The organism is Collinsella sp. AM43-1 (genome assembly GCF_003467925.1).
Classification (GTDB): domain Bacteria; phylum Actinomycetota; class Coriobacteriia; order Coriobacteriales; family Coriobacteriaceae; genus Collinsella.
In genome coordinates this window covers 138,437-160,419 of the sequence record NZ_QSFR01000003.1, presented here as the reverse complement: position 1 = coordinate 160,419, position 21,983 = coordinate 138,437, and the positions used below count along the sequence as shown (strand labels likewise).

The window sequence follows — 21,983 nt, the reverse complement described above, 5'->3', positions numbered from 1 at the left end:
TCGGATTGGGTCATAGTGTCTGTCGTTGCCAAGACATCGGCGCTTCCGTTGTTGTAGGTGGCAGTTAGGTGCACTCATTGGGGACAGACTTAAATGAGTGCCCACAGAATGAGAGTGGATAATCTTCCGTTTTTGGCCTGCTTTGGGGTTCAAAGTGGGAGATTATCCACTCTCATCATTTTGCGGCACTTGGGGACGTTCCTTTTGTGCCGGCACTTTGGGACACTCCTTGTCATTGGTACAAAGCAGCCTGTCCCCATTGCGCCAAGCGGCGTGTGCCGTTAAGCGGAAGGGGTGTTAGCGGGACTTTCTTTTGGGCATACAATGGCTATTGGTTTGCTGCGGTGAAGGTCTGTCCGCCCCGCAGCTTTTTTCTACGGTTAAAGGAGTATGTATGTCCGTTGAGGTCATGAGGTCTGTGATCGACGCTGCCGAGGGTCGCGTGCCCGTCGACACGCTGTTTACCAATGCGCAGATTGTCGACGTATATGGCCAGCGCGTGGCGCCCGGTAGCGTTGCCGTCAAGGATGGCGTAATCGTCGGCGTGCTCTACGACGGTCGCGATGACGCTGCTGGCACCTACGAGGCGGCTGAAGTCATCGACTGCCAGGGCCGCTATCTTGCCCCCGGTTTTATCGACGGGCACTTGCATATCGAATCTTCGAACATCCGCCCTGCTGAGTATGCGCGCATGGCGGCGACGCGCGGCACCACCACTGCCATTGCCGACAGCCACGAGATTGCCAACGTTTCCGGCCTGGACGGCCTGCGCTTTATGATCGAGGACGGCCGTCGCGCGCCCATTTCCATCAAGTACATGATGCCCTCGTGCGTGCCCGCGCTGCCCGATGAGCAGGCCGGTGCCGTCATTACCGCCGCCGATATGCAGGCGTTTTTTGCCGAGTATCCGGGCGATGTCTTCGGTCTGGGTGAGATGATGAACCTGCCGGGCGTCTTTATGGGCGACCCCGAGACCTGTGCTCGCATCGATGCTGCCAACCAGACGCCGTCCAAGCAGGTTGACGGCCACGCGCCGCTCGTTGCCGGAAAGGACCTCAACGCCTATGCCGCGGCGGGCATTATCGCCGACCACGAGTCGACGATTCCCGAGGAGGCACTCGACAAGCTGTCCCGCGGCATGTATGTGATGCTGCGCGAGGGTACGTGCAGCCATGACCTGGCCAACTTGTCGCCGATGCTGCTGGAAAACCCCGCCCGTGCCCGCCGCTGCTGCTTTGCGACCGACGACCGTGCTCCCTCCGACGCGCTTTCGACCGGTATGATCGACAACGCCTGCCGTGTGGCTATCGAGGCCGGCATTGACCCCGTGGTTGCCATCTCTATGGCGTCCCTCTCCACGGCCGAGGCGTTTGGCCTGGATCACGGCTGCCGCGACCCGTACGAGCTACGCGGTGCGATTGCCCCGGGCAAGCGTGCCGACCTGCTGGTGCTCAATGATCTGACGTTTGCCACGGCTCCGCATCGCGTATATGCCGCCGGTGCCCTGGTGGCGCAGGACGGCACCTTTGTGGGCGAGATTGCACCCGAGATGGCCGAGGTTGCGGCCCTTGCCGATGAGCTGCGTGCCTCCGTTAAGCTGCCGAAGCTTTCGCTCGATGTGTTCGACTATGCCTTTAAGCCGGGCGAGGCCGTTATCGATGTGATCCCGGGCATGGCTATCACGGGCATGATTCGCCCCGAGACTGACGAGGACTTGCGCCGCATTATGCTGATTGAGCGCCATGGCCGTGGCGTGTCGTTGCAGGTCGAGGGTGTCGACGGCGACGGCCCCGCCGGTCTGGGCTTGGTCGGCAAGCATATCGGTCGCGGTTGGGTGCGCGGTTTCACCATCACCGGTGGTGCCATTGCCTCCACGATCGGCCACGATTCGCATAACGTGTGCGTGGTGGGCGACAATGCGGCGGATATGATGGCTGCCGTTGAGGCCGTGGGCCAGGGCGGCCACGTGCTGGTGCGCAACGGCGAGGTCGTGGCGCGCATTCCGCTGGCGCTCGGTGGCCTTATGAGCGAGGGTACGGCCGAGGACGTTGCCGCGCAGCACGACGACTTTATGGTCAAGGCGCGCGCCATGGGTATTGAGCCGCCGCTCGACCCCATCATGGGCATCATTTTCCTGCCCCTGCCGGTGATCCCGACGCTCCGCATCCGCCCCGAGGGCATGTTCGACGTTACAACCTTCACCTACGCCGACTAGTCATCGGGGACGTTCTTAAACGACTAGTCGTTGGGGACACTCTTTGGCGTGTCGCCTGACGCCGCGACCGTGAGACCTCTGGCATGTGTGAGCTATTTGCCAGGTCCTTGTAACGTTTACGCCCGCGGAGTCTTATTTGAGCTCCCTTTGGGTACGTTGGAATCGGATACACGTTCGATTCCAACAAGCCCGAAGGGAGCTTTTCTATGTTTAAACTGATTGCATCCGATATGGACGGCACGTTGCTTGACGAAAACGGCCAGGTGCCTCCCGAGACCTACGAACTGATTCTGGCGCTACGCGAGCATGGCGTGCATTTCGCCGCATCGTCAGGTCGTCGCTACGATCGCCTGTGCGAGTTCTTTGCGCCCGTTCGCGACAAGATGGACTTTGTCGCCGCTAACGGTGCCCAGGTCTTCGCCGACGGCAAGATGGTAGACCGTGAGGTGTATTCGCACCTGGCGATTCGAAGGCTCGCCCAAGCCGTCGCGACGTTTCCCAATCTGCATCTTGCGCTTTTTGACCGAACCAAGTCCTTCTTGCTCGATGACGAGTGCAAGTTCGTGCGTGAGGTCGATAAGGACCTTCCCAATGCCGAGCGTATTTGGGAGCTGCCCGATCCCAGCGTAAATATCATCAAGGCGAGTATCTTTTGCGATGACGGTGCCGTTATGGACAGCGCTTACGTACTGCAGCGTGAACTCGGTCAGCTCTTTACTTTTGCGCCTTCGGGCAACGCGTGGATCGATGCCATGCAGCCCGGTGTGTCGAAGGCCTCGGGCATCGCACAGCTCATGGAGCACTATGGCGTCGAACGCGACGAGGTCATGGCGTTTGGCGACTCGATGAACGACTACGAGATCATTCGCTTTGTCGGTACGGGCTGTGCGATGGGAAACGCGCGCCCCGCGCTCAAGGCGGTGGCCGATCGCGTGGTGGGTTGTAATCGCGACCACGCCGTCCAGCAGGAGCTCCGTCGCGTGCTGGAGAGTCTCGCTTAATCCGGCAGATGGGGACGTTCCTTTTCTGCCGGCAGTGGGGGACAGTCCTTGCAGCTTTTTCGCGAAGACTGTCCCCAACGACTAGTCATTCAAGAACGTCCCCAGTGACTGGCCAATGACTAGGCGAGGGCGGCCATGATGGTGCGGGCGACGCCGTCGTGGTCGTTGTCGAACTCGGTGATGGCGTCGGCGGCGTCGCGGTCTTCGGGCTCGCCGTTGACCATGGCCATGCCGTGGCCTGCTGCCTGCAGCATGGGAATGTCGTTGATGTTGTCGCCGAACGCCCAGGCGTCGGCGAGACGCTCGCCCAAGTGCTCGCATAGCCACGTGAGGGCCGTTCCCTTGGTGGCGCCCTCGCCCATGACCTCGATATTCATGGCGTACGAACGTGTGACCTCAATGCCTCCGAGCGTGTCGAGCTCCGCCGCGATGGCGTCGCGATCGGCCGGGTCGTGCCAGTACATGGCGATGCGTTCGAGCGTCTCGACCTCGTCGATCTTGCTGTCGATATTCATGTCGATCGGTGTTCGTGTGCGCTTGAGCGAAGCCGCGATGTGGGGGTCGCCGCCGCAGAATTCGTCCAGGCGCGTGTAGAGCGAGCGGGGGAGGAAGCACTGCCCGTCCGCGAAGATATCGAAGGTCACATCGTGGCCGGCGGCAATGCGATGGATGCGGTGGGCAATGCCACGGTCGAGCGGACGGCTCAAGATGCACGTGGCGCGCGAGGCGTCGGTGGGCGTATCCTCGTCGAGCTGCCAGACGCTGGCGCCGTTGGCACAGACCGCGTAGTGCACGGCGGGATGGGCGAGAATGGGCTCAAAGATGCCCGACAGTGGACGTCCCGTGCAGGGAACAAACTCGATGCCACGATGTGCGAGCTCGTCGAGCATCGCCCAGGTGGCATCGCTCATTTGCTTATCGCTCGTCAGCAGCGTCCCATCCATATCGGAAAACACAATCATTTGATGCGGTCCTTTCTACTGGCATAAAAAGCGTGGCCGAGGGCTTGGGTCCCTGGCCACGCTCGAGTTCTATAACGGTCCGCGTCCTAGCGGTCGGCGAGCGGCTTGTACTCCAGCGGCTCGATCACCGGACGATAGGCGGGGCGGATGATACGGTGCGCGCAGAAGAGCTCTTCCATGCGGTGTGCCGACCAGCCGGCCATGCGGGCGACGGCGAATAGCGGCGTAAAGAGCGTTTCGGGCACGCCGAGCATCTTGTAGATAAAGCCTGTGTACAGGTCGATGTTGGCGCAGATGGGCTTGGTCATGCCGTGGTCGCGCATCACCTGCGGTGCCAGGCGCTCGATGCGCTCGATGAGTGCGAACTCTTCGCCCAAGTCCTTCTTGGCTGCCAGTGAGCGCGCGTAACGGCGGCACACCTCGGCACGCGGGTCGCTCAGCGTGTAGACGGCGTGGCCCATACCGTAGATGAGACCCGTGCCGTCGAAGGCCTGCTTGTCGAGAATCTTGCCCAGGTAGGCTGCAACCTCGTCCTCGTCCTCCCAGTTGGAGACATGCGCGCGGATGTCCTCGTGCATAGACACGACCTTGGCATTGGCACCGCCGTGGCGCGGGCCCTTGAGCGAGCCGATAGCCGCGGCGTAAGCGGAATACGGGTCGGTTGCCGAAGAGGACAGCACGCGGCAGGCGAAGGTGGAGTTGTTGCCGCCGCCGTGCTCGGCATGCAGCATGAGCATAACGTCGAGCAGCATCGCCTCATCGCGGGTGAATGCCATGCCGCCGCGCAGGACCTGTAGGATGGTCTCGGCGGTGGAGAGACCGGGCGTGGGGTGCGGCACGTGAACCTCGGAGCCGCGAAGCTTGGCGATCGAGGCCATGTGTGCGAAGGCGGCGATGCGCGGGAGACGTGCGAGCATGGAAATGGCGACGTCGATTTCGTGCTCGGGCGTGATCACGTCTGGTTCGGCATCGAAGGCGTAGAGCAGCAGCACGGCGCGCTGGAGCACGTTCATGATGCTCGACGACACCGTGGTCATAGGGAACTCTTTGACGTACTCGTCGCTCAGATGTCTAAAGGCGCCCAGGCGCTCGCAAAAGCCGTCGAGCTCTTCCTTGTTGGGTAGCGAACCCGTGATAAGCAGATAGGCGACTTCCTCGTAGCCGTAGCGATTCTCGGCCTGGGCATTGTTGACCAGATCCTCGATGCTGTAGCCGCGAAGCGTGAGCTTGCCCTGATCGGGCACGACCTTTCCGTCGACCTTGTTGTAGCCGTGCACATCCGAGATGCGAGTGAGGCCCGCGACCACGCCCGAGCCGTCGGCATTGCGCAGGCCGCGCTTGACATTGTGCTCAACAAACAGGCCCTCGTCATAAGGGTCGGTCGGCAGGCCGTGGTAGAGGTTTTCGCTCTCAGACGAAATCTGGCGGCTTGCTTCGTAATCCAAGACCAGACGGCTCAGGTGGTCGTCGAAGCGGTAGTAGATTTTCTTGGCGTCGTAGGCCATGTGCGCTCCTCTCCGGGCCATGTGGTGACGTTGCGCCTGGGCGCACGTTGGGCCGTCTCCACGCAGCCTGTTCGCTACAGGCGGTACATAAAGTTAAAGACGTCCTCGCGCTGGATGGACACGTTGACGCCCGAAAGCTCGCCGGCCTCGGCCAGGGCCTTCTGCAGCTCGGCAAAGTCGAGCTTGGACTCGGCGGTGTCGGCCAGCATGGTCATGGTGAAGATGTCCTCGATAATGGACTGCGTGATGTCGCGGATGTCGACGTTGGCCTCGCCCAGAACGCGGGTGACGCCGGCGACGATGCCGGGGCGGTTCTTGCCAAGGACGGTGATGACGATACGGGAGGACGAGATCTCGGCCATGGGAAACCCTTTCGCGTGATTGCGGCGCGCGCGGGGCGCTCCGCTACGGTACAGTGTTCATCATTGTACCTGTCTGGCGCAAAAAAGGCGCGCTCGCTGCGGCGTTACATGCCTGCAACATGAGCGTAAGGGGGAAGGCCGCACGGGGAAGAGCCGTCTGGCGCGTGTCCGGCTCGTGTTGGGTTGATTTCCGATCTCAGCCGAACACATTGAGCGGACAGGCCGTTCCCGCAGTCAGCCGAACGCCTCCGACGGCTGATTCCGAACTGGAAGCGGAGGGCATCCCCGCCCTTCGGTAGGGGATACCGCTCCGCGGCGCATGCCGCGGGCGGCGCCCCTATCGGACCACCGTGACCTCAGTTGGGATGGGCCCAGCACTGCCGCGTACTCGGTGAGCTAGAGCCAACTGTTCGTCTTCACGTCGCGTATGGCGATATTTCGGTCGTCCGGCTCGGTGATGCCGTAGCCGAACGCCTGGAGCGTCTCGATGGACTCCTGGATCCTCTGTTGGAACATTGGACCCGGATCGACCCTCGGCCCGAGGTGCCCGCGCCAAAGGCACGGCGTGGCGCGCAGCATGTTATGGATTTTGGAGATGGGCTCGATGTCGGCGTAGACGTTGAGCGTCGCCATGGCGTCCTTGTGGCCGAGGATCGATTGGAGCGCCTTGATATCGCCGCCTTGGCGGATCCACTGCGTTGCGAACGTGTGGCGAAGGCCGTGGAACGTGATCAGCTCATCGTTGGTGCCCATGAGGCCGTTGGTCTCCGAGAACGTCTTGAACGCCCTGCGGATATAGCTTGTCGTCGCGAAGGTCGCGCCCGGCTCCGACAGGATGTAGCAGTCCCCGATCTCGACCGCCCCGGTAAGGCCGCGCAAGCGCAGCTTTCCGCAGTCGATCTCGTGGGTCTCCTTCAGGAAGGGGAGTAGGCCGACCGGGTCGATGGGGATACCCCTGGCGTCATGGGTCTTGGTGTCCTTGATGAACGAACCCATTCCCTTCGCGTACGCCACCGAGTGTCTGATCGAGATCAGGCCCGTCTCGAAATCCACATCGCACCACCGAAGGCCGCAGACCTCGCCGATTCGCATCCCCGTGTGCAGGGCGAGTACGACCGCCCTCTAATCCTCGGCGGACCAATCGAGTCCGAACTCCTTTCGGGCATCCTCTTCGCTCATGACTTCGAGAAGGTCTCCGGGTTGGCAACGAAGGGCGAGGCATAGCTGCTCGAGTGTGTTGAAGCGAATGCCGCGAATATGCCCTTTTTTAATACGGGACAGGTTCACGGGCGTGGTTCCAATCCTTTCGGCAAGTTCGTTCGAGGAAATCTTTCGCTCGGCCATGATCTTGTCGAGGCGAACAATTACGGGCATGGCGTTTCCTTACGCAATCTCGTCGGAGTCGAGGTACAGCTCTCGGGCGTACAAGAAGAGCTGGGAAAGCATGAACAGGACGATGCCGAGAACCAGAGAGGTCCAATCGAATGATGAAGCGATCTCTTGGGCGCCGACGGCCCCCTCGCCGCCAAACATCGAAACGGAGGTTTTGAGTGAGCCGGCGTAGAGGCTGGTGGCAGCTTGAACAACGAAGAGAATGCCGAGCACCTTCAAGCATGTCGCAGACCCTTTCTTGAAGGGGTCTCCGCTCTTGATCGTCCACACGAGAACGGCGCTGAGGATGGTCGTAGCGATACCGATGACGGCAGGGACCAATGTCGAGATCGCAAGGGCTGGATACGCGGGGGAGTCTGCAATTACAGGGTTGTCGAGCACTTCGATTGCTGGCTTTAAGGAGAACGCCACTTGTGCGATGGCGGTGGCGCAAAGGGTCGCAGAGGCTATCGCACATGCGATGCGGAAGGAATGAAGCCGGGGAGTGCGATTGTCGGAACTCATAATAACCTCCGAAGAATTTAAAAAACTCAGGTTACTTTTTAACAGTTTATGTTAAATTGACTTTGCCGGCAAGTAATCACAGCATACTGCAACCGAAACCCCTCTAGATTGGAGAGGATTATGTTCAGTACTGTTAAGTCGTGTAAGCTCTTGGTTTTCCTCGGCCTCGCTCTTTGTTTGTTGCTGCCGGGAGCCCCCGCTTTTGCGGATACCCCGATGCCTCCTTCCCATGAGAGCAGCCAGTGTGCCCTCGTTGAGCCCCTCGGGTATACGGACGACGTCGTCGATACCTACTGGAGCTACAGCTGTCCTCGCGGCGTAAGCGGGCACAGCATCTCGATGTTCAACATCTCTTACAAGACGATTTCCTACCGAAATGGCTATCGCCGATCCGCGCATCATAGGGAATCCCGCCTCGCTGCAATGTGCTCCTGTGGTGTTCTTGGCACAACTGATAAATGGCAATTTGTCTATAGCACCTACTAGATGCGAGGAAGGGCCGAGCATTTTGTTCGGCCCTTCTGTTCCGACTGGATGAGGTTAAGGTTGGCGATGAATATGCTCAAAATCTCGAAGGCGATCTTTAGGTCGCTTCTCTCCTCCAGGTCGCTCTGTGTTGTCGTTGTTGCGTTGATGGTTCTTTGTGCTCTGCCCGTCTTCAGGAGCGCGGCTGGCATCGACGGACGGGTCGAATACCTCGAGTCGGGAATAACCCGTGTTGAGCAGGAATTGTCAGCATCCTATGCGGATGCGCTTGTGAATGCGGGGGAGGACGGTGTCTATACCTCTTCATCAAGCATGCCCGCGCTTCTGTACCCTCTTGCCGCGGGACGTCTTATCTTGGCACCGCTCTCTCCCCTACTTCCGTTTCTGCAGATATCGGATGGAGAGTACACCTATTATGACGGATCGAAGGAGTACTTGCTATGGGTCGCAACGGCCGTTGCCGTCTCGTTCCTTGCCGCGCGTCTTAACAAACGTGAAAAGCTCATCATCCAGGCACCGATGGGCGAGCTGGGTAGACTTGTTGCATCGAGCGTATGGGCGAGTGTTTTTGCAATGCTTGCCGTCCTCGCCATCAATCTTCCAGGGATAATCGCCGCGCTTGTGAAGAATGGCCCGGGCTCGCCGTTCTATCCGATAGGCTACATTCAATATGCGACTCCGGTTATCAAACCGGCTTGGCTGGTGTTCGCGCAGACGGCCATCTTGCAATTCTTGGTGGCAGCGTTCATCTCGCTTGTCGTTCACCTTGCCGTGAAGATTGCCAATAACCCTACGCTTGGAATCGTGTTCGTATGTGCCCTGATGGGGGTGACGATGGTTCCCGGGTATTACGGAAGATCCATCGCTTTACGTGAGTTCGCCCTGTTGAATCCCCTTACGTATGCGAACACTGAGTTGACCGTCGGCGCCTATAGCCCGTACCCGACAACGCAGATAGTGAATCTGCCTGGACTTTGCTTCGAGCGTGGCGCGATTGCCCTCGTATGCGCAATCGGGATCGAGGTGCTGGCAATTAGCCTGCTTTGCGTTGCTGGAAAGAGCGGCTGCGCGTGCCCGATATCCCCGATTTGTCTTGAGAGAGGTTCCTTCACTGCATCGAGAACGGCAACTCGTTCGAGCGCTTGTGCCTCCGCCGTTGCATACGTAAGAACGATGGGGAAACTGCTCCTGCGTTCTCCTACCCTCGCCGTATGCGCGATTGCAATGTCGACGACGATGCTGGCCCCGGCTCTGGTCGAGATGTTTCCTGACGCTGATAACGTTTCCGCTGTTCGGTATAGGGATGGGGAGCTCCGTTCAATAGATCGGTATCTAGAGCAGAGCGCTGCGAATATGGACGTCGAGGGCAAAGCGGCCCTGGAAGACATGCGGGATGCTCTTTCGGGTTTCGTGTACGCGCCTATGCCTGCGGAGGGGTTTCGAAGCCTTGCGACGTACGAGCGCGCTCGAGGTGAGCTGGGCGCGGCAGATGCGACTCTCCTGCAATCGATCGGAATCGAGCCGGAGACTCCTTCTCGTGCGGAGGCGCGCGCCCTTCTGCTTGAGTCGATCGCGAGCTTGCCGGACCCCAAGGTTTACGAGTTAAGTACGAAGATGCCCCCATTAATCCTCCTTTCGTATCTCCAGGCAGCGCTTCCCTCCTTATTTTTGCTGTTGCCCGTGGTTGTCACATCGCTCGCGTGCACCCACCTGCAGTGTCGTTCCCTTCTGGTTCTCCAGATCCCCGCAACAGCGCATGTGCGTTTTCTGACGGCTGTTGCGCTGGCTCTCCTGCTTGGCTTGGTGCTGCTTTTGGTGTCGATGGTTCCCGCTGTCGTTGTGTCCGTGATTAAGAACGGTGCGGGTGGATCGGAGTATCCCGTCGCTCTCATTCGGGCGGGAGCTTCGACAACGTCCATGGTGGGGGAGGCGGTGTTGTGCAGTATTCCGTTGCTGGTCATGGCATACGGCGTGATTTCCGTCGTCGCTGCGTTGACAGCAGCGATTAGCCGCAACCCCGCTGTCACCGGAATGGTTTGCGCGGTTCTCTTGGTGTTGGGTTCGTTGAGCGCTCATGTTGAAAGCGTGGGCATGGGCGTCGCGCTGCTGGCTCCATTCGCCTCGTTTGATCCCGCTTCCCAGGTGGGGACGATTGGGTTCCTTGGGCGAGGGACGAACGCGATGCCTTTTGGAGAGGTCGTCGGCGCATCGGGCGCTCTGCTGGTGGTCTTGGGCGCCGTATCTCCGTTGATGGTGCGCCTGAGTGTTCCAAAGATCGAAAGGGGATGATCTCGATGATTGACCTTCAAACGCTGACGATCTCATATGGAAAGAAGGTGCTCGTAGATTCGGTGAACGCTGAGTTTGCCCCGGGTACGGTCTACGGTCTCGTCGCTCCGAACGGGCATGGAAAGACGACGTTGCTGCGTGCGATGGCAGGTTTGCCGGGTCCTCGCGTGGACGGGAGCATCGTTCTGGATGAGGTGCAGGGTACAGGTGCGAGAGAGGTCCGTTCTATGATCTTCTATGCACCTGGTGAGGGGACGCTGCTGTATCCCGGATTGCGTGCGGAAGATCACCTCAAGATGGTTTGCGATATGTGGCCGCATGCTCGCGATATCGAAGAGATAGTGGAACAAACGCAGATAGGCGAGTTCGCGAAGATGAGGATCCGCGCTCTGAGCCAGGGCATGAAGCAGCAGCTTACCCTGGCGATTGCGTATGCGACGGGCGCGCGGTACCTTCTATTAGATGAGCCCATGAACGCGCTCGACCCCAGCAGGGTGGACTTGCATTCCGAGATTCTCAGGAAGCTGGCCGATTCTGGTACGTGCATCATCATGTCATCCCACATCTTGGATTCGGTCGATAGGCTGTGCGATGAGATTCTGTTTTTGAAGGATGGGAGGCTCATTAGAAGCATTCCGCAAGATGATGCTGCGCCGAAGTCTCCTGGATCCCATTTCGCAAAGCCTGCCGGACGCGCCGAGGGTGCGCTAAGCACGTATCGGCGACTCTACGAAAAGGGCGGGTAGAAATGCAAGTTAAAAATCTATGTGGTCAATATAATACCGTTAAACCCGCATATCGATACCGCTCAGCCATTCGCCTCGCCCCCGTCGCACGTATCTTCATCCGGTCTGTTACTTTTAATCTAACGATTCTTTGAGGAACGTAGGTGTTTCTGAATGTACTGTCGACTTCTTCTCAAACTGATCCTAAGAGACAAGGCCGCATGGATTTGTACGCTCGTTCTCGCTGCAGCCTTTTCCGTCCCCATTGCGTTCAATTCACCCATCTACGGGCCCTTCTTTATGAAGCAGGGCATGCAGGGCTTTGTCGACGCATTCAATATGCGCGCACCCCAAGCCAGCGGCACAGACCTATCGCCAGAGCAGCAAGCTGACGCGGAGCTTGCAAGATACGCGAACGCCGCCCTTGCCGCTCAAACCGACGCCGCCTTTCTCGATTCTGCCGAGAGCTACTACGCGCTCATGGGCGAAGGCTTCCAATCCGGGTCCATCGTGGGAGACCGAGAGACCAATGACGCAGCGCTCGCATATTGCCGTGCCCTGAGCAGCTCCGGCATCACGGATATCCCGGCCTCCGCAAACGACCTGCCATTCCTTTCCTTCCTGCCTTACGCCATTGCCACGGCGCCGTCTTTCCTTCCCTTCATCCCCTTCCTTCTCTCGTCGATACTCGTGCTCGGCGCCACAAGGCCTGCGACCCTGGCGGCAAAGGCGCCCGCGCCCAAATTCCGGCGCCTTATCCAGATCGTGTTTTCGATAATCGTCGCGGGGACCGCGATGCTCCTCGCCGGCCTCGCACCCGGGGGCATTTACGCCTTGGTCCTAAACGGCTTCGGGCAAATTGGGTACCCGATCGCCTTCTTCCATGACGGCGCGCTTACCACCACGACCGCGGGAAACGTCTTCACAGCCCTGCTTCTCGCGCTGCTTGCGGGCGGAACCTTGATATCCGTTTGCTCCGCCGTCCTATCGACCGCAACGAGGCGCGTCCTCGCGGGCCCCCTTACCTCAGCGCTGCTTGTCGCGGCCCCGGCATTCCCGTTGCTGTCCGATTCGGCGCTGGGGCATAACGCCGCGCTCAATCTCCTGCCGCTGGCCGTGTTCTCGCCTATCGAGGCAACGGGCTACGTAGGATGCTTCCCGACAGAATTCATTGGCTCCGGTTCAGGCAGCGCATCGATGCTTGCCGTGGCCCTGGCATACGTCGCGGTCCTTTTTGCGGTCGGCGCCGTTGCGACACGTTCCCCCAAACAGCCTGGACCCGCGAAAAAGCACCATGGGCTCGAGCTTCTAGACGCGAGCGTGGGATACGGAAGCACGACGATACTTTCAATCGGGTCGCTTTTCCTGAGCCCGGGAACGGCGGCGGGCCTCGTTGCTCCCAACGGCTCGGGGAAAACCACCCTTCTTGAAGCGCTGTCGGGCCAATTTCCCACCCGCATCCGCTCGGGAAGCCTGGCGGCAGACGGAATCTGCCAACGTCGATCAGCCGAATTTGCAGAACTCGTCTACCTGAGCTCTTCGGGCGGCGCGGATCTCTATCCCACGCTATCGGCCATCGAGCACCTTGCTTTCGTTAGGGAGGCGTGGAAATCGGCCGCCGACATCGACTCGCTCTGCGACTCCCTCGGAATCTCCCCATATCTCGACAAGCCGACCCGTAAACTCTCGACAGGAATGAAGCAGCAGGTAAAGCTTGCCATGGCGATAGCGACCGATTGCCCGTACCTCATCCTCGATGAACCGCTGAACGGCCTCGATCCGGGAAAACGGAAAACCTCCTGCGACGCGATGCGCAGCGAAGTGGCGCGGGGACGCAGCGTGCTCATTTCAAGCCATCTGCTCGACGACCTGGCAGACCTCACCAACTCGTTCTACTTCATCGAGGCCGGCACGCTCGTGGAAAAGATCGAGTCGTCCTCGCAGACGCTCAAGCAGGAATACCTCGATACATACGAGGGAGATGAATGACATGAAACTATTTGAACAGCTGAAGTCCAATGCGTCGCGCATGGCTGTCTACGCCATCCTCGTGGCAACGGCTTTATGCGGAATCGCGGCACCCGTCTATGCGCTCAACGGAGAGAAAGGCGATGTCGAACCCGCGTACATGGCTTCGACGGTTAAAGACCGGTACAAAGCCTTCTCTGGAGACACGTTTTACGTAGCAGAGTACGACACGACCTACCGTCAGCTTCGCTACAACAAGGGCTACGACTATCTAGGCGCAGAGGCAATCAGCTATACGTCGGGTTGGTACCGCTCCAACTATGGACACATAACCCAGTTCAAGTGTAACTACCGTGTGTACAACTAAAGCAACCGGCCGGGACGAGGGGTGACGCAAAAGCGTCGCCCCTCGTTTTTAACCATGTCAACTGAACCTAGTTCAGTTTGGTTGATTTCCGATCTCAGCCGAACACATTGAGCGGAAAGGCCGTTCCCGCAGTCAGTCGAACGTCCCCGGGGCCCTTCTCAGGCCCCGGGGACGGCATTTTCCCAGTTGAAGGAACGGTGGAGATGTGTTTCGATGGGTCAGATTCGTGTCGTTCCGAAAAGACCGTGAACCTTTTGTGGGACGCGCGGCGCCGTGGTACCATAGCCGAGTTTGTTGTCTTGGTCGGAAACCAAGACGCCTTATGCGCTGATCGGTAACCAGCGCCTGACCAATAAGGAGTCCTACCATGAAGCAGGGTATCCATCCCCAGTATGTCGAGTGCACGGTGACGTGCTCCTGCGGCAACACCTTCAAGACGCACGCTACCGTGTCCGAGATGAAGGTCGAGCTTTGCAACGAGTGCCACCCGTTCTACACCGGCCAGCAGAAGTTCGTCGACACCGGTGGACGCGTCCAGCGCTTCGCCGACAAGTTCGGTGGCGCCGCTGCCGCCCAGCTCAAGAAGGCTGAGGAGGCCAAGGCTGCCAAGGCCGCCAAGGCTGCTGAGGCCGAGGCTGCTCGCAAGGCCGCCGCTGAGGCTAAGGCTGCCGAGAAGGCTAAGCGTGCCGCTAAGTTTGCCGAGGAGGCTGCCAAGCAGGCCGCCGAGGCTCCCGCAGAGGCTCCCGTCGAGGAGGCCGCTGCCGAGGCCGAGACCACCGAGGCTGCTGAGTAAATAGCTCGCCGCGGAATCGCTCGCATTCATGGCATAAGGGCCGTGCATCCGTTCGGGTGCGCGGCCCTTTTCTTTTTATTGGTGCAAGCTAGCTCGTCCCCATTGCACCAGATTGGTGCGAAGGGGACAGGTTGGTTTGCACCAAATGGCAGAGTGACGGCGTTTTCCCAGATAAAACCTGCCAAAATAAACCAGTCCCTTTTTGGCAGGTCGGTCGGGTCGTAGTTATTACGTGGCGGTCGAGGTCGACCGTATAGGCCGCGTCCTGTTTGGCTAAAGTACATTTATCTGTGTTTAACTCGCCCGAGGCTGCATGGCGTGGGCGATGGCCAAAAAGGAAAACCACATGGGATTCATGTCAAAGCTGCTGTCCTTTGGATCCGATAAGGACCTTAAGCGCTACTACAAGATCGTCGATCAGATCAACGGTCTTGAGCCCCAGTTTGAGAAGATGACCGAGGAAGAGCTCCGCGCCCAGACCGATAAGTTCCGTGAGCGTTACGCCAACGGCGAGTCGCTCGACGACATGCTCCCCGAGGCTTTTGCCACCGTGCGTGAGGCTTCCAAGCGCATCACGGGCATGCGTCACTTTGACGTGCAGCTCATTGGCGCCATGGCACTGCACGAGGGGCATATCGCCGAGATGAAGACCGGCGAAGGCAAGACCCTGGTCTCCACGCTGGCCGGCTACCTCAACGCTATTGCCGGCAAGGGTGTACACGTCGTTACCGTCAACGATTACCTGGCCAAGCGCGACTCCGAGTGGATGGGCCGCATCTACAAGTACCTGGGAATGACCGTCGGTCTGCTCCAGAACAACATGCCGCTCGAGCTCAAGCGTCCGGCCTACCAGGCAGACGTCACCTACGGCACCAACTCCGAGTTCGGTTTCGATTACCTGCGCGACAACATGGTCACTCGCCCCGAGCAGCGCGTGCAGCGCGGCCACCATTACGCCATCGTCGACGAGGTCGACTCCATCCTGATCGACGAGGCACGTACCCCGCTCATCATCTCGGGTGCCGGCACCAAGTCCGCCAGCACCTACAAGGACTTCGCGCGTGCCGTGCGCGGCCTTGAGCGCGGCGAGGACGTGTCGCACGACATGCTCACCGCCACCGAGGACGTTGAGCCCACGGGCGACTACGTCATGGACGAGGCCAAGCACACTATCGCCGCCACCGAGCGCGGCCTTAAGAAGATTGAGCGCCGCTTGGGTATCGATGACATCTATGCCGATCTCTCCGGTCAGCTGGTCAACCACCTGCAGCAGGCGCTGAAGGCCCAGTACATGTTCCACCGCGACAAGCAGTACGTGGTCACCAACGGCGAGGTCAAGATCGTCGACGAGTTCACCGGCCGCATCATGGAAGGCCGCCGCTACTCCGAGGGCCTGCATCAGGCCATCGAGGCCAAAGAGGGCGTGCTCGTGCGCGAGGAGAACCAGACGCTGGCCACCATCACCTTGCAGAACTACTTCCGTCTGTATGACAAGCTCTCCGGCATGACCGGTACGGCACTCACCGAGGATGCCGAGTTCCGCGAGATCTACAAGCTACCCGTCGAGGTCATCCCCTCCAACAAGCCCGTGCAGCGTGTTGACCACGAGGACCTGGTGTACCGCACCATCCAGGCCAAATACAACGCCGTTGCCGACGACGTCGAGCGACGTCACGCCAAGGGCCAGCCGGTCCTGGTGGGCACCGTCTCCATCGAAAGCTCCGAGAAACTGTCGGCCGCCCTTACCAAGCGCGGCATCGCGCACGAGGTCCTCAACGCTAAGCATCACGAGCGCGAGGCTCATATCGTTGCCCAGGCCGGACGCTACGGCGCCGTGACCATCGCTACTAACATGGCCGGTCGTGGTACCGACATCCTGCTGGGCGGCAACCCCGACGAGCTGGTGCGCGAGCGCCTTGAGTACGAGGGCCTGACCATGGAGGACGTGACACCCGAGCAGCTCGAGCAGTTTAACGCCGAGGCTAAGGAGACCTGCAAGGCCGAGCGCGAGCGCGTGCTTGCCGCCGGCGGCCTGACCGTCATCGGCACCGAGCGCCATGAGTCCCGTCGTATCGACAACCAGCTGCGCGGCCGCTCCGGTCGTCAGGGCGATCCGGGCGAGACTCAGTTCTATCTGTCGCTCGAGGACGACCTCATGCGCCTGTTCGGCGGCGACAAGATGGACCGTGTTTCCAAGATGATGGTCACCGCCGACATGGGCGACGACATGCCCATCCAGCACAAGATCATCTCCAAGGCCGTCGAGAATGCCCAGCACAAGGTCGAGAGCATCAACTTCTCCATGCGCAAGAGCGTCCTCGAGTACGATGACGTCATGAACAAGCAGCGCCAGGTCATCTACGCCGAGCGCAACAAGATTCTGGACGGCAAGGATCTGACCGACCACATCACCGAGGTCATGCACGACACCGTGTACCGCTGCGTGCAGGAGTTCTGCACCAAGGACAGCCACGATGGCGAGCGCGATCTCGAGGGCCTGCGCAAGTGGGTCGTGGAGCTCACCGGGCATATCGATACCCCTCAGTTCCCCGACGAGGACTTTGAGGCCCTGGCCGCCGATGTCCTGGCCTATGTTGAGAAGTGCTACAACATGAAGGCCGAGCGCCTGGGCGAGGACCTGATGCGCGAGCTCAATACCCAGGTCATGCTGCGCGTCATCGATACGCGCTGGATGAACTACCTGCAGGAGATGGACTACCTCAAGACCGGTATCGGCCTGCGCGGCTTTGGCCAGCGCGACCCGCTGGTTGAGTACAAGACCGAGGCCTACGGCGCGTTCCAGATACTCGTCGATACCATGTACGAGGATTACCTGCGCACTGTTCTGCGCATTGAGCTCAAAGCTGCCCCGCAGGCTGTGGAGCACAAGGAGGATCCCGCCCTTAAGGGTGCGCGCTTCTCTGGTCCCGCCGAGGTCGATGGCGACAACAGCGATTCGGTACTGCGCAAGCAGGCTCAGGTGCAGGCCCGCACCGCCGTCCAGGGTGGTCCGGCTGCCGTTAACAACGGTGGCAAGGTGACGACCTACCGCAAGTCCGAGAGCGATGACCCCTATGTCAACGTGGGCCGTAACGACCTGTGCCCTTGCGGTAGCGGTAAGAAGTTTAAGTACTGCCACGGCAGGAATCGTTAATGGCCGAGACTCTAGAGGTAACTCCCGCCGAGTTGGACGCGTTTGCGGACCGACTCGGCGAGGTCGAGTCGTATCTCCATTTGGACGAGAAGCGCACGCGCGTGACCGAGCTTGAGGCCAAAAGCGTGGCCCCCGGCTTTTGGGATGACGCCGATGCCGCTCGCGCCACCATGGAGGAGATCGCTCGCGCTAAGGAAGATATCGCTGCCGTGGATACCGCGCGCGGCGAGCTATCTGACGCCCGCGCGGCGCTGGAGCTTGCCGAGGAGATGGGCGACGACCCCGATGCCGCCGCATTGCGCGAGGAGGCTGCCGCTACGGCAGAACGCCTGGCCCGCGCTATCGACGAGCTCGAGCTTTCGAGTTGGTTTACCGGTGAGTTCGATCACGGCGACGCGATTGTGACCATCAAGCCCGGACAGGGCGGCCTGGAGGCGCAGGACTGGACCTTCATGCTCTTCAAGATGTACATGAAGTACTGCCAGCGTCGCGGCTGGAAGGTCACCATTAACGACTGCCCCGCAGCCGAGGTCATCGGCATCGACCGTGCGACCTTTACCGTCGAGGGTAAGGACGCGTTTGGCATGCTGCGCGCCGAGGCCGGCGTTCACCGCCTGGTACGCATCAGCCCCACCGATGATAAGAAGCGCCGCCAGACCACGTTTGCCGGCGTCGAGGTCATTCCCGTGTTGCCTGACGATATCGACATCGAGATCAGTCCCGACGATATCCGCGTGGACGTGTATCACGCGAGCGGCCCGGGCGGCCAGGGCGTCAACACCACCGACTCTGCCGTACGCGTGACGCATTTTCCCAGCGGCATCGTTGTCACTTGCCAAAACGAGCGCAGCCAGATTCAAAACAAGGCCGCGTGCATGCAGATTCTCAAGGCCCGTCTGTACGAGATCGAGCTCGAGAAGCGCGCCGAGGCCCTGGATGAGATTCGCGGGCCCAAGACCACGATCGGTTTTGGCAACCAGATTCGCAGCTACGTGCTCTACCCGTATCAGATGGTCAAGGACCTGCGCACGGGCGTGGAGACCAGCAACGTCGAGGCCGTTCTCGACGATGGCGATCTGGATCCGTTTGTGATCGGCTACCATCGCTGGGCCACTGGCAACGCTGACGCGGAGATCCCATCTGCATAAACCGCCCGGTTTATGTGGAAATGGATAAAACCCTCCGAGCAGGGTGGTTTTGTATCCAAAGCAAACCCTGCGCAGGGGTGGTTTTTGTTCGGCGAATCGGTAGAATCGAATACAGCAAGAAGTTCGAAGCGCATCCGTTTGGGTGCGCTTTTTTGAGGGAGGTAGCATGGCATATCGTCTGGACATCAAGCGCATTCTATCGATGAACTTCTTTCACGACCTGCCCCAGATTATGTTGGGGTGCGCTCTGGCCGCTATTGCGACCGACCTGTTTTTGATTCCCAACGGCCTTGCTGCCGGTGGTGTTACGGGCCTTGCCACCATTATCCAGGCGGTCGGCGCATCGCGCGGCATATCGCTTCCCGTTGGTATTCAGACGATCGTGATGAACGCCTTGCTGTTGCTGGTCGTTATGCGCGAGGGCGGCATGTTCTACGTGGTGCAGACCGCGACGGGCTTTGTGCTGCTGGGCTTCTTTACCGATCTGTTCGCCCCGTTTGTAGCACCTCTGGCGGATGCGGACCTGATGCTCCCTGCCATGTGGGGCGGCATTATTACAGGCATCGGTTACGGCATGGTGCTGCGCGCCGGCGCCAACACCGGCGGCTCGGACACGATTGGCCAAATCATCTCGCGTAATACCTCGCTGCCCGTGGGCTCGACCGTCATGGCGATCGATGTTGCCGTGTGCGCGCTGTCGGCCCCGGTCTTTTCGGTCGAAAACGCGCTGTATGCGGGCCTTTCGATGGTCATTAGCGGCTACGTGATCGATGCCGTGGTCGACGGTGGCAACAGGCGCCGTATGGTGCTCATCATCTCGGACAAGTTTCCCGATATCGCGGCCGACATCATGTATGGCCTGGGCCGCGGCTGCACCAAGTTTAGGGCGACCGGCATGTACTCGGGTGCCGAGAAGCCGGTGATCATGGTCATTGTGAGCCGCCGCGAGCTCAACACCCTCAAAACGATCGTGCGCGAGCGCGATCCTCACGCCATTGTGACGGTCGCCGACGTTACGGAAACCTTCGGTGAGGGATTCAAGGACATTAACGCGTAGGGCCGACTGCGTTCCATCCAAAAGACGTTCACATTGATAAACCGTTTCATCAGCGGTTCTGCCTGCTCAATTGTTCAAATAATGATAAATACTCTGGTAAAGCTTCCAGTTTCCAGCATAATGAATGACGTACGTGCATCGCGGCTGTGTTGGGACTACCTTTCCGTGCCGTGCGCATCTTGTCTTAAGAGGATGAAAGGAAGGCACAATGAGCGACGAAGAGCTCAAAAAGGTTGCCAACGAGGTAAGGAAGGGCATCGTCACCGGCGTGCACGCTGCCAAGTCCGGCCATCCGGGCGGTTCGCTCGGCGCTGCCGACATCATGACCTATCTGTACTTTGAGGAAATGAACGTCGACCCGGCCGACCCCCGCAAGGCCGACCGCGATCGCTTCGTGCTTTCCAAGGGTCATTGCGCGCCTGGTCTGTACGCTGTGCTCGCCGAGCGCGGATTCTTCCCCAAGGAGGATCTCGAGACGCTGCGCCACATCGGCAGCCACCTGCAGGGTCACCCCAACATGAACGACACCCCGGGCGTCGATATGTCCACCGGTTCGCTCGGCCAGGGCATCTCCGCCGCCGTGGGCATGGCCGTTGCCGCCAAGCACTGGGGCGACGACTATCGCACCTACGCCCTGCTGGGCGACGGCGAGAGCGAGGAGGGCCAGGTTTGGGAGGCCGCCATGTTTGCCGGCAACCAGCAGCTTGACAACCTCTGCGTGATCGTCGACCACAACGGCCTGCAGATCGACGGCCCCGTCGAGGAGGTCAACGACCCCATGCCGCTCGCCGACAAGTTCCGCGCCTTCAAGTTCCACGTGGTGGAGCTCGCCGACGGCAACGATTTCGATCAGATCCGCGCCGCCTTTGCCGAGGCCCGCGCCACCAAGGGTCAGCCGACCGCCATCATCGCCGAGACCACCAAGGGCAAGGGCGTTTCCTTTATGGAGAACCAGGTGGGTTGGCACGGCAAGGCCCCCAACGATGAACAGTTTGAGCAGGCCATGGCAGAGCTCACGGCCGCCGGAGAGGAGCTCTAGGATGGCAGACGTCAAGAAAATCGCCACGCGCGTAAGCTACGGTGAGGCCCTCGTCGAGCTCGCCAACGAGCACGATGACTTTGTGGTCCTCGATGCCGACCTGGCCGCCGCCACGCAGACCGGCAAGTTTAAGGCAGCCTGCCCCGACCGCTTCTTCGATGTGGGCATTGCCGAGAGCAATCTGATGGGTGTTGCCGCCGGTATCGCGACCACCGGCCGCGTTGCTTTTGCGAGCACCTTTGCCATGTTTGCCGCTGGCCGCGCCTTTGAGCAGGTCCGCAACTCCATCGGCTATCCGCACCTTAACGTTAAGATCGGTGCCACGCACGCCGGTATCTCGGTGGGCGAGGACGGCGCCACGCACCAGTGCTGCGAGGATATCGCCCTCATGCGCGTCATCCCCGGCATGACCGTTATCGTTCCCGCCGACGACGTGGAGGCTCGTGCCGTGACGTGCGCCGCCTACGAGTGCGACGGCCCCGTGTACATGCGCTTTGCCCGTCTGGCCTCGCCGGTCATCAACGACCCCGAGACCTACAAGTTCGAGGTAGGCAAGGGCATCGTCATGCGCGAGGGCACCGACGTCACCATCATCGCCTGCGGCCTAATGGTCGGCGAGGCCCTCGAGGCCGCCGAGCAGCTCGCTGCCGAGGGCATCGATGCCGAGGTCATCAACATGCACACCATCAAGCCCATCGACGCCGACCTGATCGTCAAGAGCGCCACCAAGACCGGTCACGTCGTGACCGTCGAGGAGCACTCCGTGATCGGTGGCCTGGGCAGCGCCGTTGCCGACGTTCTGTGTGAGCAGTGCCCGACGCCGCTCAAGAAGATTGGCGTCAACGACACCTTCGGCGAGTCCGGCCCGGGTGCCGAGCTCCTGCACAAGTACGGCCTGGACGCCGCCAACATCGTGGCGACCACCAAGGAGTTCTTGGCATAAGGCAAGACGAGGCAAAGTATCGCGTCGACAACCGCAAACAAGCCAGAACAGGGGCGTCCTCAAAGAGGGCGCC

The 21,983-nt window shown here is 60.2% G+C and carries 18 protein-coding genes; 12 read left to right on the top strand and 6 right to left on the bottom strand.

The features are described 5' to 3' along the window. Positions 1-394: 394 nt before the first annotated feature. A complete protein-coding gene (locus tag DW925_RS02410) occupies positions 395-2,215 on the top strand; it encodes an adenine deaminase (protein WP_117630078.1) in 1,821 nt (606 codons plus the stop codon). A 206-nt stretch (positions 2,216-2,421) separates the two neighbouring features. Beyond that, complete coding sequence (locus DW925_RS02405) at positions 2,422-3,216, top strand: Cof-type HAD-IIB family hydrolase (protein WP_117630077.1); 795 nt, start codon at positions 2,422-2,424, stop codon at positions 3,214-3,216. A 119-nt stretch (positions 3,217-3,335) separates the two neighbouring features. On the opposite strand, the gene DW925_RS02400 is transcribed toward DW925_RS02405, so the two are convergent. The 6 genes from DW925_RS02400 to DW925_RS02375 all read right to left on the bottom strand — a co-directional run bounded on the left by DW925_RS02400 (position 3,336) and on the right by DW925_RS02375 (position 7,941). Further along, a complete protein-coding gene (locus DW925_RS02400; RefSeq protein WP_117630076.1) occupies positions 3,336-4,178 on the bottom strand; it encodes a Cof-type HAD-IIB family hydrolase in 843 nt (280 codons plus the stop codon). An 86-nt stretch (positions 4,179-4,264) separates the two neighbouring features. Then, positions 4,265-5,683 carry a citrate synthase gene (locus DW925_RS02395; protein ID WP_117630075.1) on the bottom strand — a complete coding sequence of 473 codons (1,419 nt, stop codon included), beginning with the start codon at positions 5,681-5,683 and terminating at the stop codon, positions 4,265-4,267. Positions 5,684-5,757: 74 nt separating this feature from the next. Further along, positions 5,758-6,045, bottom strand: coding sequence for an ACT domain-containing protein (locus tag DW925_RS02390; RefSeq protein ID WP_006235289.1), 288 nt, complete (start codon positions 6,043-6,045; stop codon positions 5,758-5,760). A gap of 396 nt (positions 6,046-6,441) precedes the next feature. Next, entirely contained in the window at positions 6,442-7,149 is a 708-nt protein-coding gene (locus tag DW925_RS02385; protein WP_255360342.1) for a site-specific integrase, read from the bottom strand. An 18-nt stretch (positions 7,150-7,167) separates the two neighbouring features. Then, a complete protein-coding gene (locus DW925_RS02380; protein ID WP_006235292.1) occupies positions 7,168-7,419 on the bottom strand; it encodes a helix-turn-helix transcriptional regulator in 252 nt (83 codons plus the stop codon). A 9-nt stretch (positions 7,420-7,428) separates the two neighbouring features. Continuing rightward, entirely contained in the window at positions 7,429-7,941 is a 513-nt protein-coding gene (locus DW925_RS02375) for a DUF2975 domain-containing protein (RefSeq protein WP_006235293.1), read from the bottom strand. A gap of 552 nt (positions 7,942-8,493) precedes the next feature. On the opposite strand from DW925_RS02375, the gene DW925_RS02365 reads away from it, so the two are divergent. From DW925_RS02365 to DW925_RS02320, 10 genes are all read left to right on the top strand, one after another. Next, entirely contained in the window at positions 8,494-10,716 is a 2,223-nt protein-coding gene (locus DW925_RS02365) for a hypothetical protein (RefSeq protein ID WP_147349509.1), read from the top strand. 5 nt (positions 10,717-10,721) lie between these two features. Further along, positions 10,722-11,462, top strand: a complete 741-nt coding sequence (locus tag DW925_RS02360; protein WP_158565728.1) for an ATP-binding cassette domain-containing protein — start codon at positions 10,722-10,724, stop codon at positions 11,460-11,462. A 153-nt stretch (positions 11,463-11,615) separates the two neighbouring features. Then, positions 11,616-13,430 carry an ABC transporter ATP-binding protein gene (locus DW925_RS02355; RefSeq protein ID WP_117790270.1) on the top strand — a complete coding sequence of 605 codons (1,815 nt, stop codon included), beginning with the start codon at positions 11,616-11,618 and terminating at the stop codon, positions 13,428-13,430. Between the two features lies 1 nt (position 13,431). Continuing rightward, positions 13,432-13,776: a hypothetical protein gene (locus DW925_RS02350; protein WP_006235302.1), complete on the top strand. Its 345-nt coding sequence runs from the start codon at positions 13,432-13,434 to the stop codon at positions 13,774-13,776. 367 nt (positions 13,777-14,143) lie between these two features. Next, positions 14,144-14,569: a 50S ribosomal protein L31 gene (rpmE, locus tag DW925_RS02345; RefSeq protein WP_006235303.1), complete on the top strand. Its 426-nt coding sequence runs from the start codon at positions 14,144-14,146 to the stop codon at positions 14,567-14,569. A gap of 346 nt (positions 14,570-14,915) precedes the next feature. Continuing rightward, complete coding sequence (gene secA, locus DW925_RS02340; protein ID WP_117790269.1) at positions 14,916-17,723, top strand: preprotein translocase subunit SecA; 2,808 nt, start codon at positions 14,916-14,918, stop codon at positions 17,721-17,723. Beyond that, the gene (gene prfB, locus DW925_RS02335; protein WP_117790268.1) at positions 17,723-18,871 is read left to right on the top strand and encodes a peptide chain release factor 2; all 1,149 of its coding nucleotides are present in this window, start codon (positions 17,723-17,725) and stop codon (positions 18,869-18,871) included. The genes secA and prfB overlap by 1 nt, the downstream gene beginning before the upstream one ends. A 166-nt stretch (positions 18,872-19,037) precedes the next feature. Further along, complete coding sequence (locus DW925_RS02330) at positions 19,038-19,928, top strand: YitT family protein (protein ID WP_117790267.1); 891 nt, start codon at positions 19,038-19,040, stop codon at positions 19,926-19,928. A gap of 208 nt (positions 19,929-20,136) precedes the next feature. Further along, positions 20,137-20,967, top strand: coding sequence for a transketolase (locus DW925_RS02325; protein WP_099432020.1), 831 nt, complete (start codon positions 20,137-20,139; stop codon positions 20,965-20,967). Between the two features lies 1 nt (position 20,968). Beyond that, positions 20,969-21,910 (top strand): transketolase family protein, encoded by a 942-nt coding sequence (locus DW925_RS02320; RefSeq protein ID WP_117583024.1) that lies wholly within the window; start codon positions 20,969-20,971, stop codon positions 21,908-21,910. The last annotated feature ends 73 nt before the right edge of the window (positions 21,911-21,983 follow it).

What these genes read in the sequence shown, in the direction of transcription:
- DW925_RS02400 (WP_117630076.1), bottom strand. Translation starts at nt 4,178, where the DNA reads ATGATTGTGTTTTCCGATATGGATGGGACGCTGCTGACGAGCGATAAG.
- secA (WP_117790269.1), top strand. Translation starts at nt 14,916, where the DNA reads ATGGGATTCATGTCAAAGCTGCTGTCCTTTGGATCCGATAAGGACCTT.
- DW925_RS02355 (WP_117790270.1), top strand. Translation starts at nt 11,616, where the DNA reads ATGTACTGTCGACTTCTTCTCAAACTGATCCTAAGAGACAAGGCCGCA.
- DW925_RS02410 (WP_117630078.1), top strand. Translation starts at nt 395, where the DNA reads ATGTCCGTTGAGGTCATGAGGTCTGTGATCGACGCTGCCGAGGGTCGC.
- DW925_RS02320 (WP_117583024.1), top strand. Translation starts at nt 20,969, where the DNA reads ATGGCAGACGTCAAGAAAATCGCCACGCGCGTAAGCTACGGTGAGGCC.
- DW925_RS02405 (WP_117630077.1), top strand. Translation starts at nt 2,422, where the DNA reads ATGTTTAAACTGATTGCATCCGATATGGACGGCACGTTGCTTGACGAA.
- DW925_RS02330 (WP_117790267.1), top strand. Translation starts at nt 19,038, where the DNA reads ATGGCATATCGTCTGGACATCAAGCGCATTCTATCGATGAACTTCTTT.
- DW925_RS02365 (WP_147349509.1), top strand. Translation starts at nt 8,494, where the DNA reads ATGAATATGCTCAAAATCTCGAAGGCGATCTTTAGGTCGCTTCTCTCC.
- DW925_RS02350 (WP_006235302.1), top strand. Translation starts at nt 13,432, where the DNA reads ATGAAACTATTTGAACAGCTGAAGTCCAATGCGTCGCGCATGGCTGTC.
- rpmE (WP_006235303.1), top strand. Translation starts at nt 14,144, where the DNA reads ATGAAGCAGGGTATCCATCCCCAGTATGTCGAGTGCACGGTGACGTGC.
- DW925_RS02375 (WP_006235293.1), bottom strand. Translation starts at nt 7,941, where the DNA reads ATGAGTTCCGACAATCGCACTCCCCGGCTTCATTCCTTCCGCATCGCA.
- DW925_RS02380 (WP_006235292.1), bottom strand. Translation starts at nt 7,419, where the DNA reads ATGCCCGTAATTGTTCGCCTCGACAAGATCATGGCCGAGCGAAAGATT.
- DW925_RS02390 (WP_006235289.1), bottom strand. Translation starts at nt 6,045, where the DNA reads ATGGCCGAGATCTCGTCCTCCCGTATCGTCATCACCGTCCTTGGCAAG.
- DW925_RS02325 (WP_099432020.1), top strand. Translation starts at nt 20,137, where the DNA reads ATGAGCGACGAAGAGCTCAAAAAGGTTGCCAACGAGGTAAGGAAGGGC.
- DW925_RS02360 (WP_158565728.1), top strand. Translation starts at nt 10,722, where the DNA reads ATGATTGACCTTCAAACGCTGACGATCTCATATGGAAAGAAGGTGCTC.
- DW925_RS02395 (WP_117630075.1), bottom strand. Translation starts at nt 5,683, where the DNA reads ATGGCCTACGACGCCAAGAAAATCTACTACCGCTTCGACGACCACCTG.
- prfB (WP_117790268.1), top strand. Translation starts at nt 17,723, where the DNA reads ATGGCCGAGACTCTAGAGGTAACTCCCGCCGAGTTGGACGCGTTTGCG.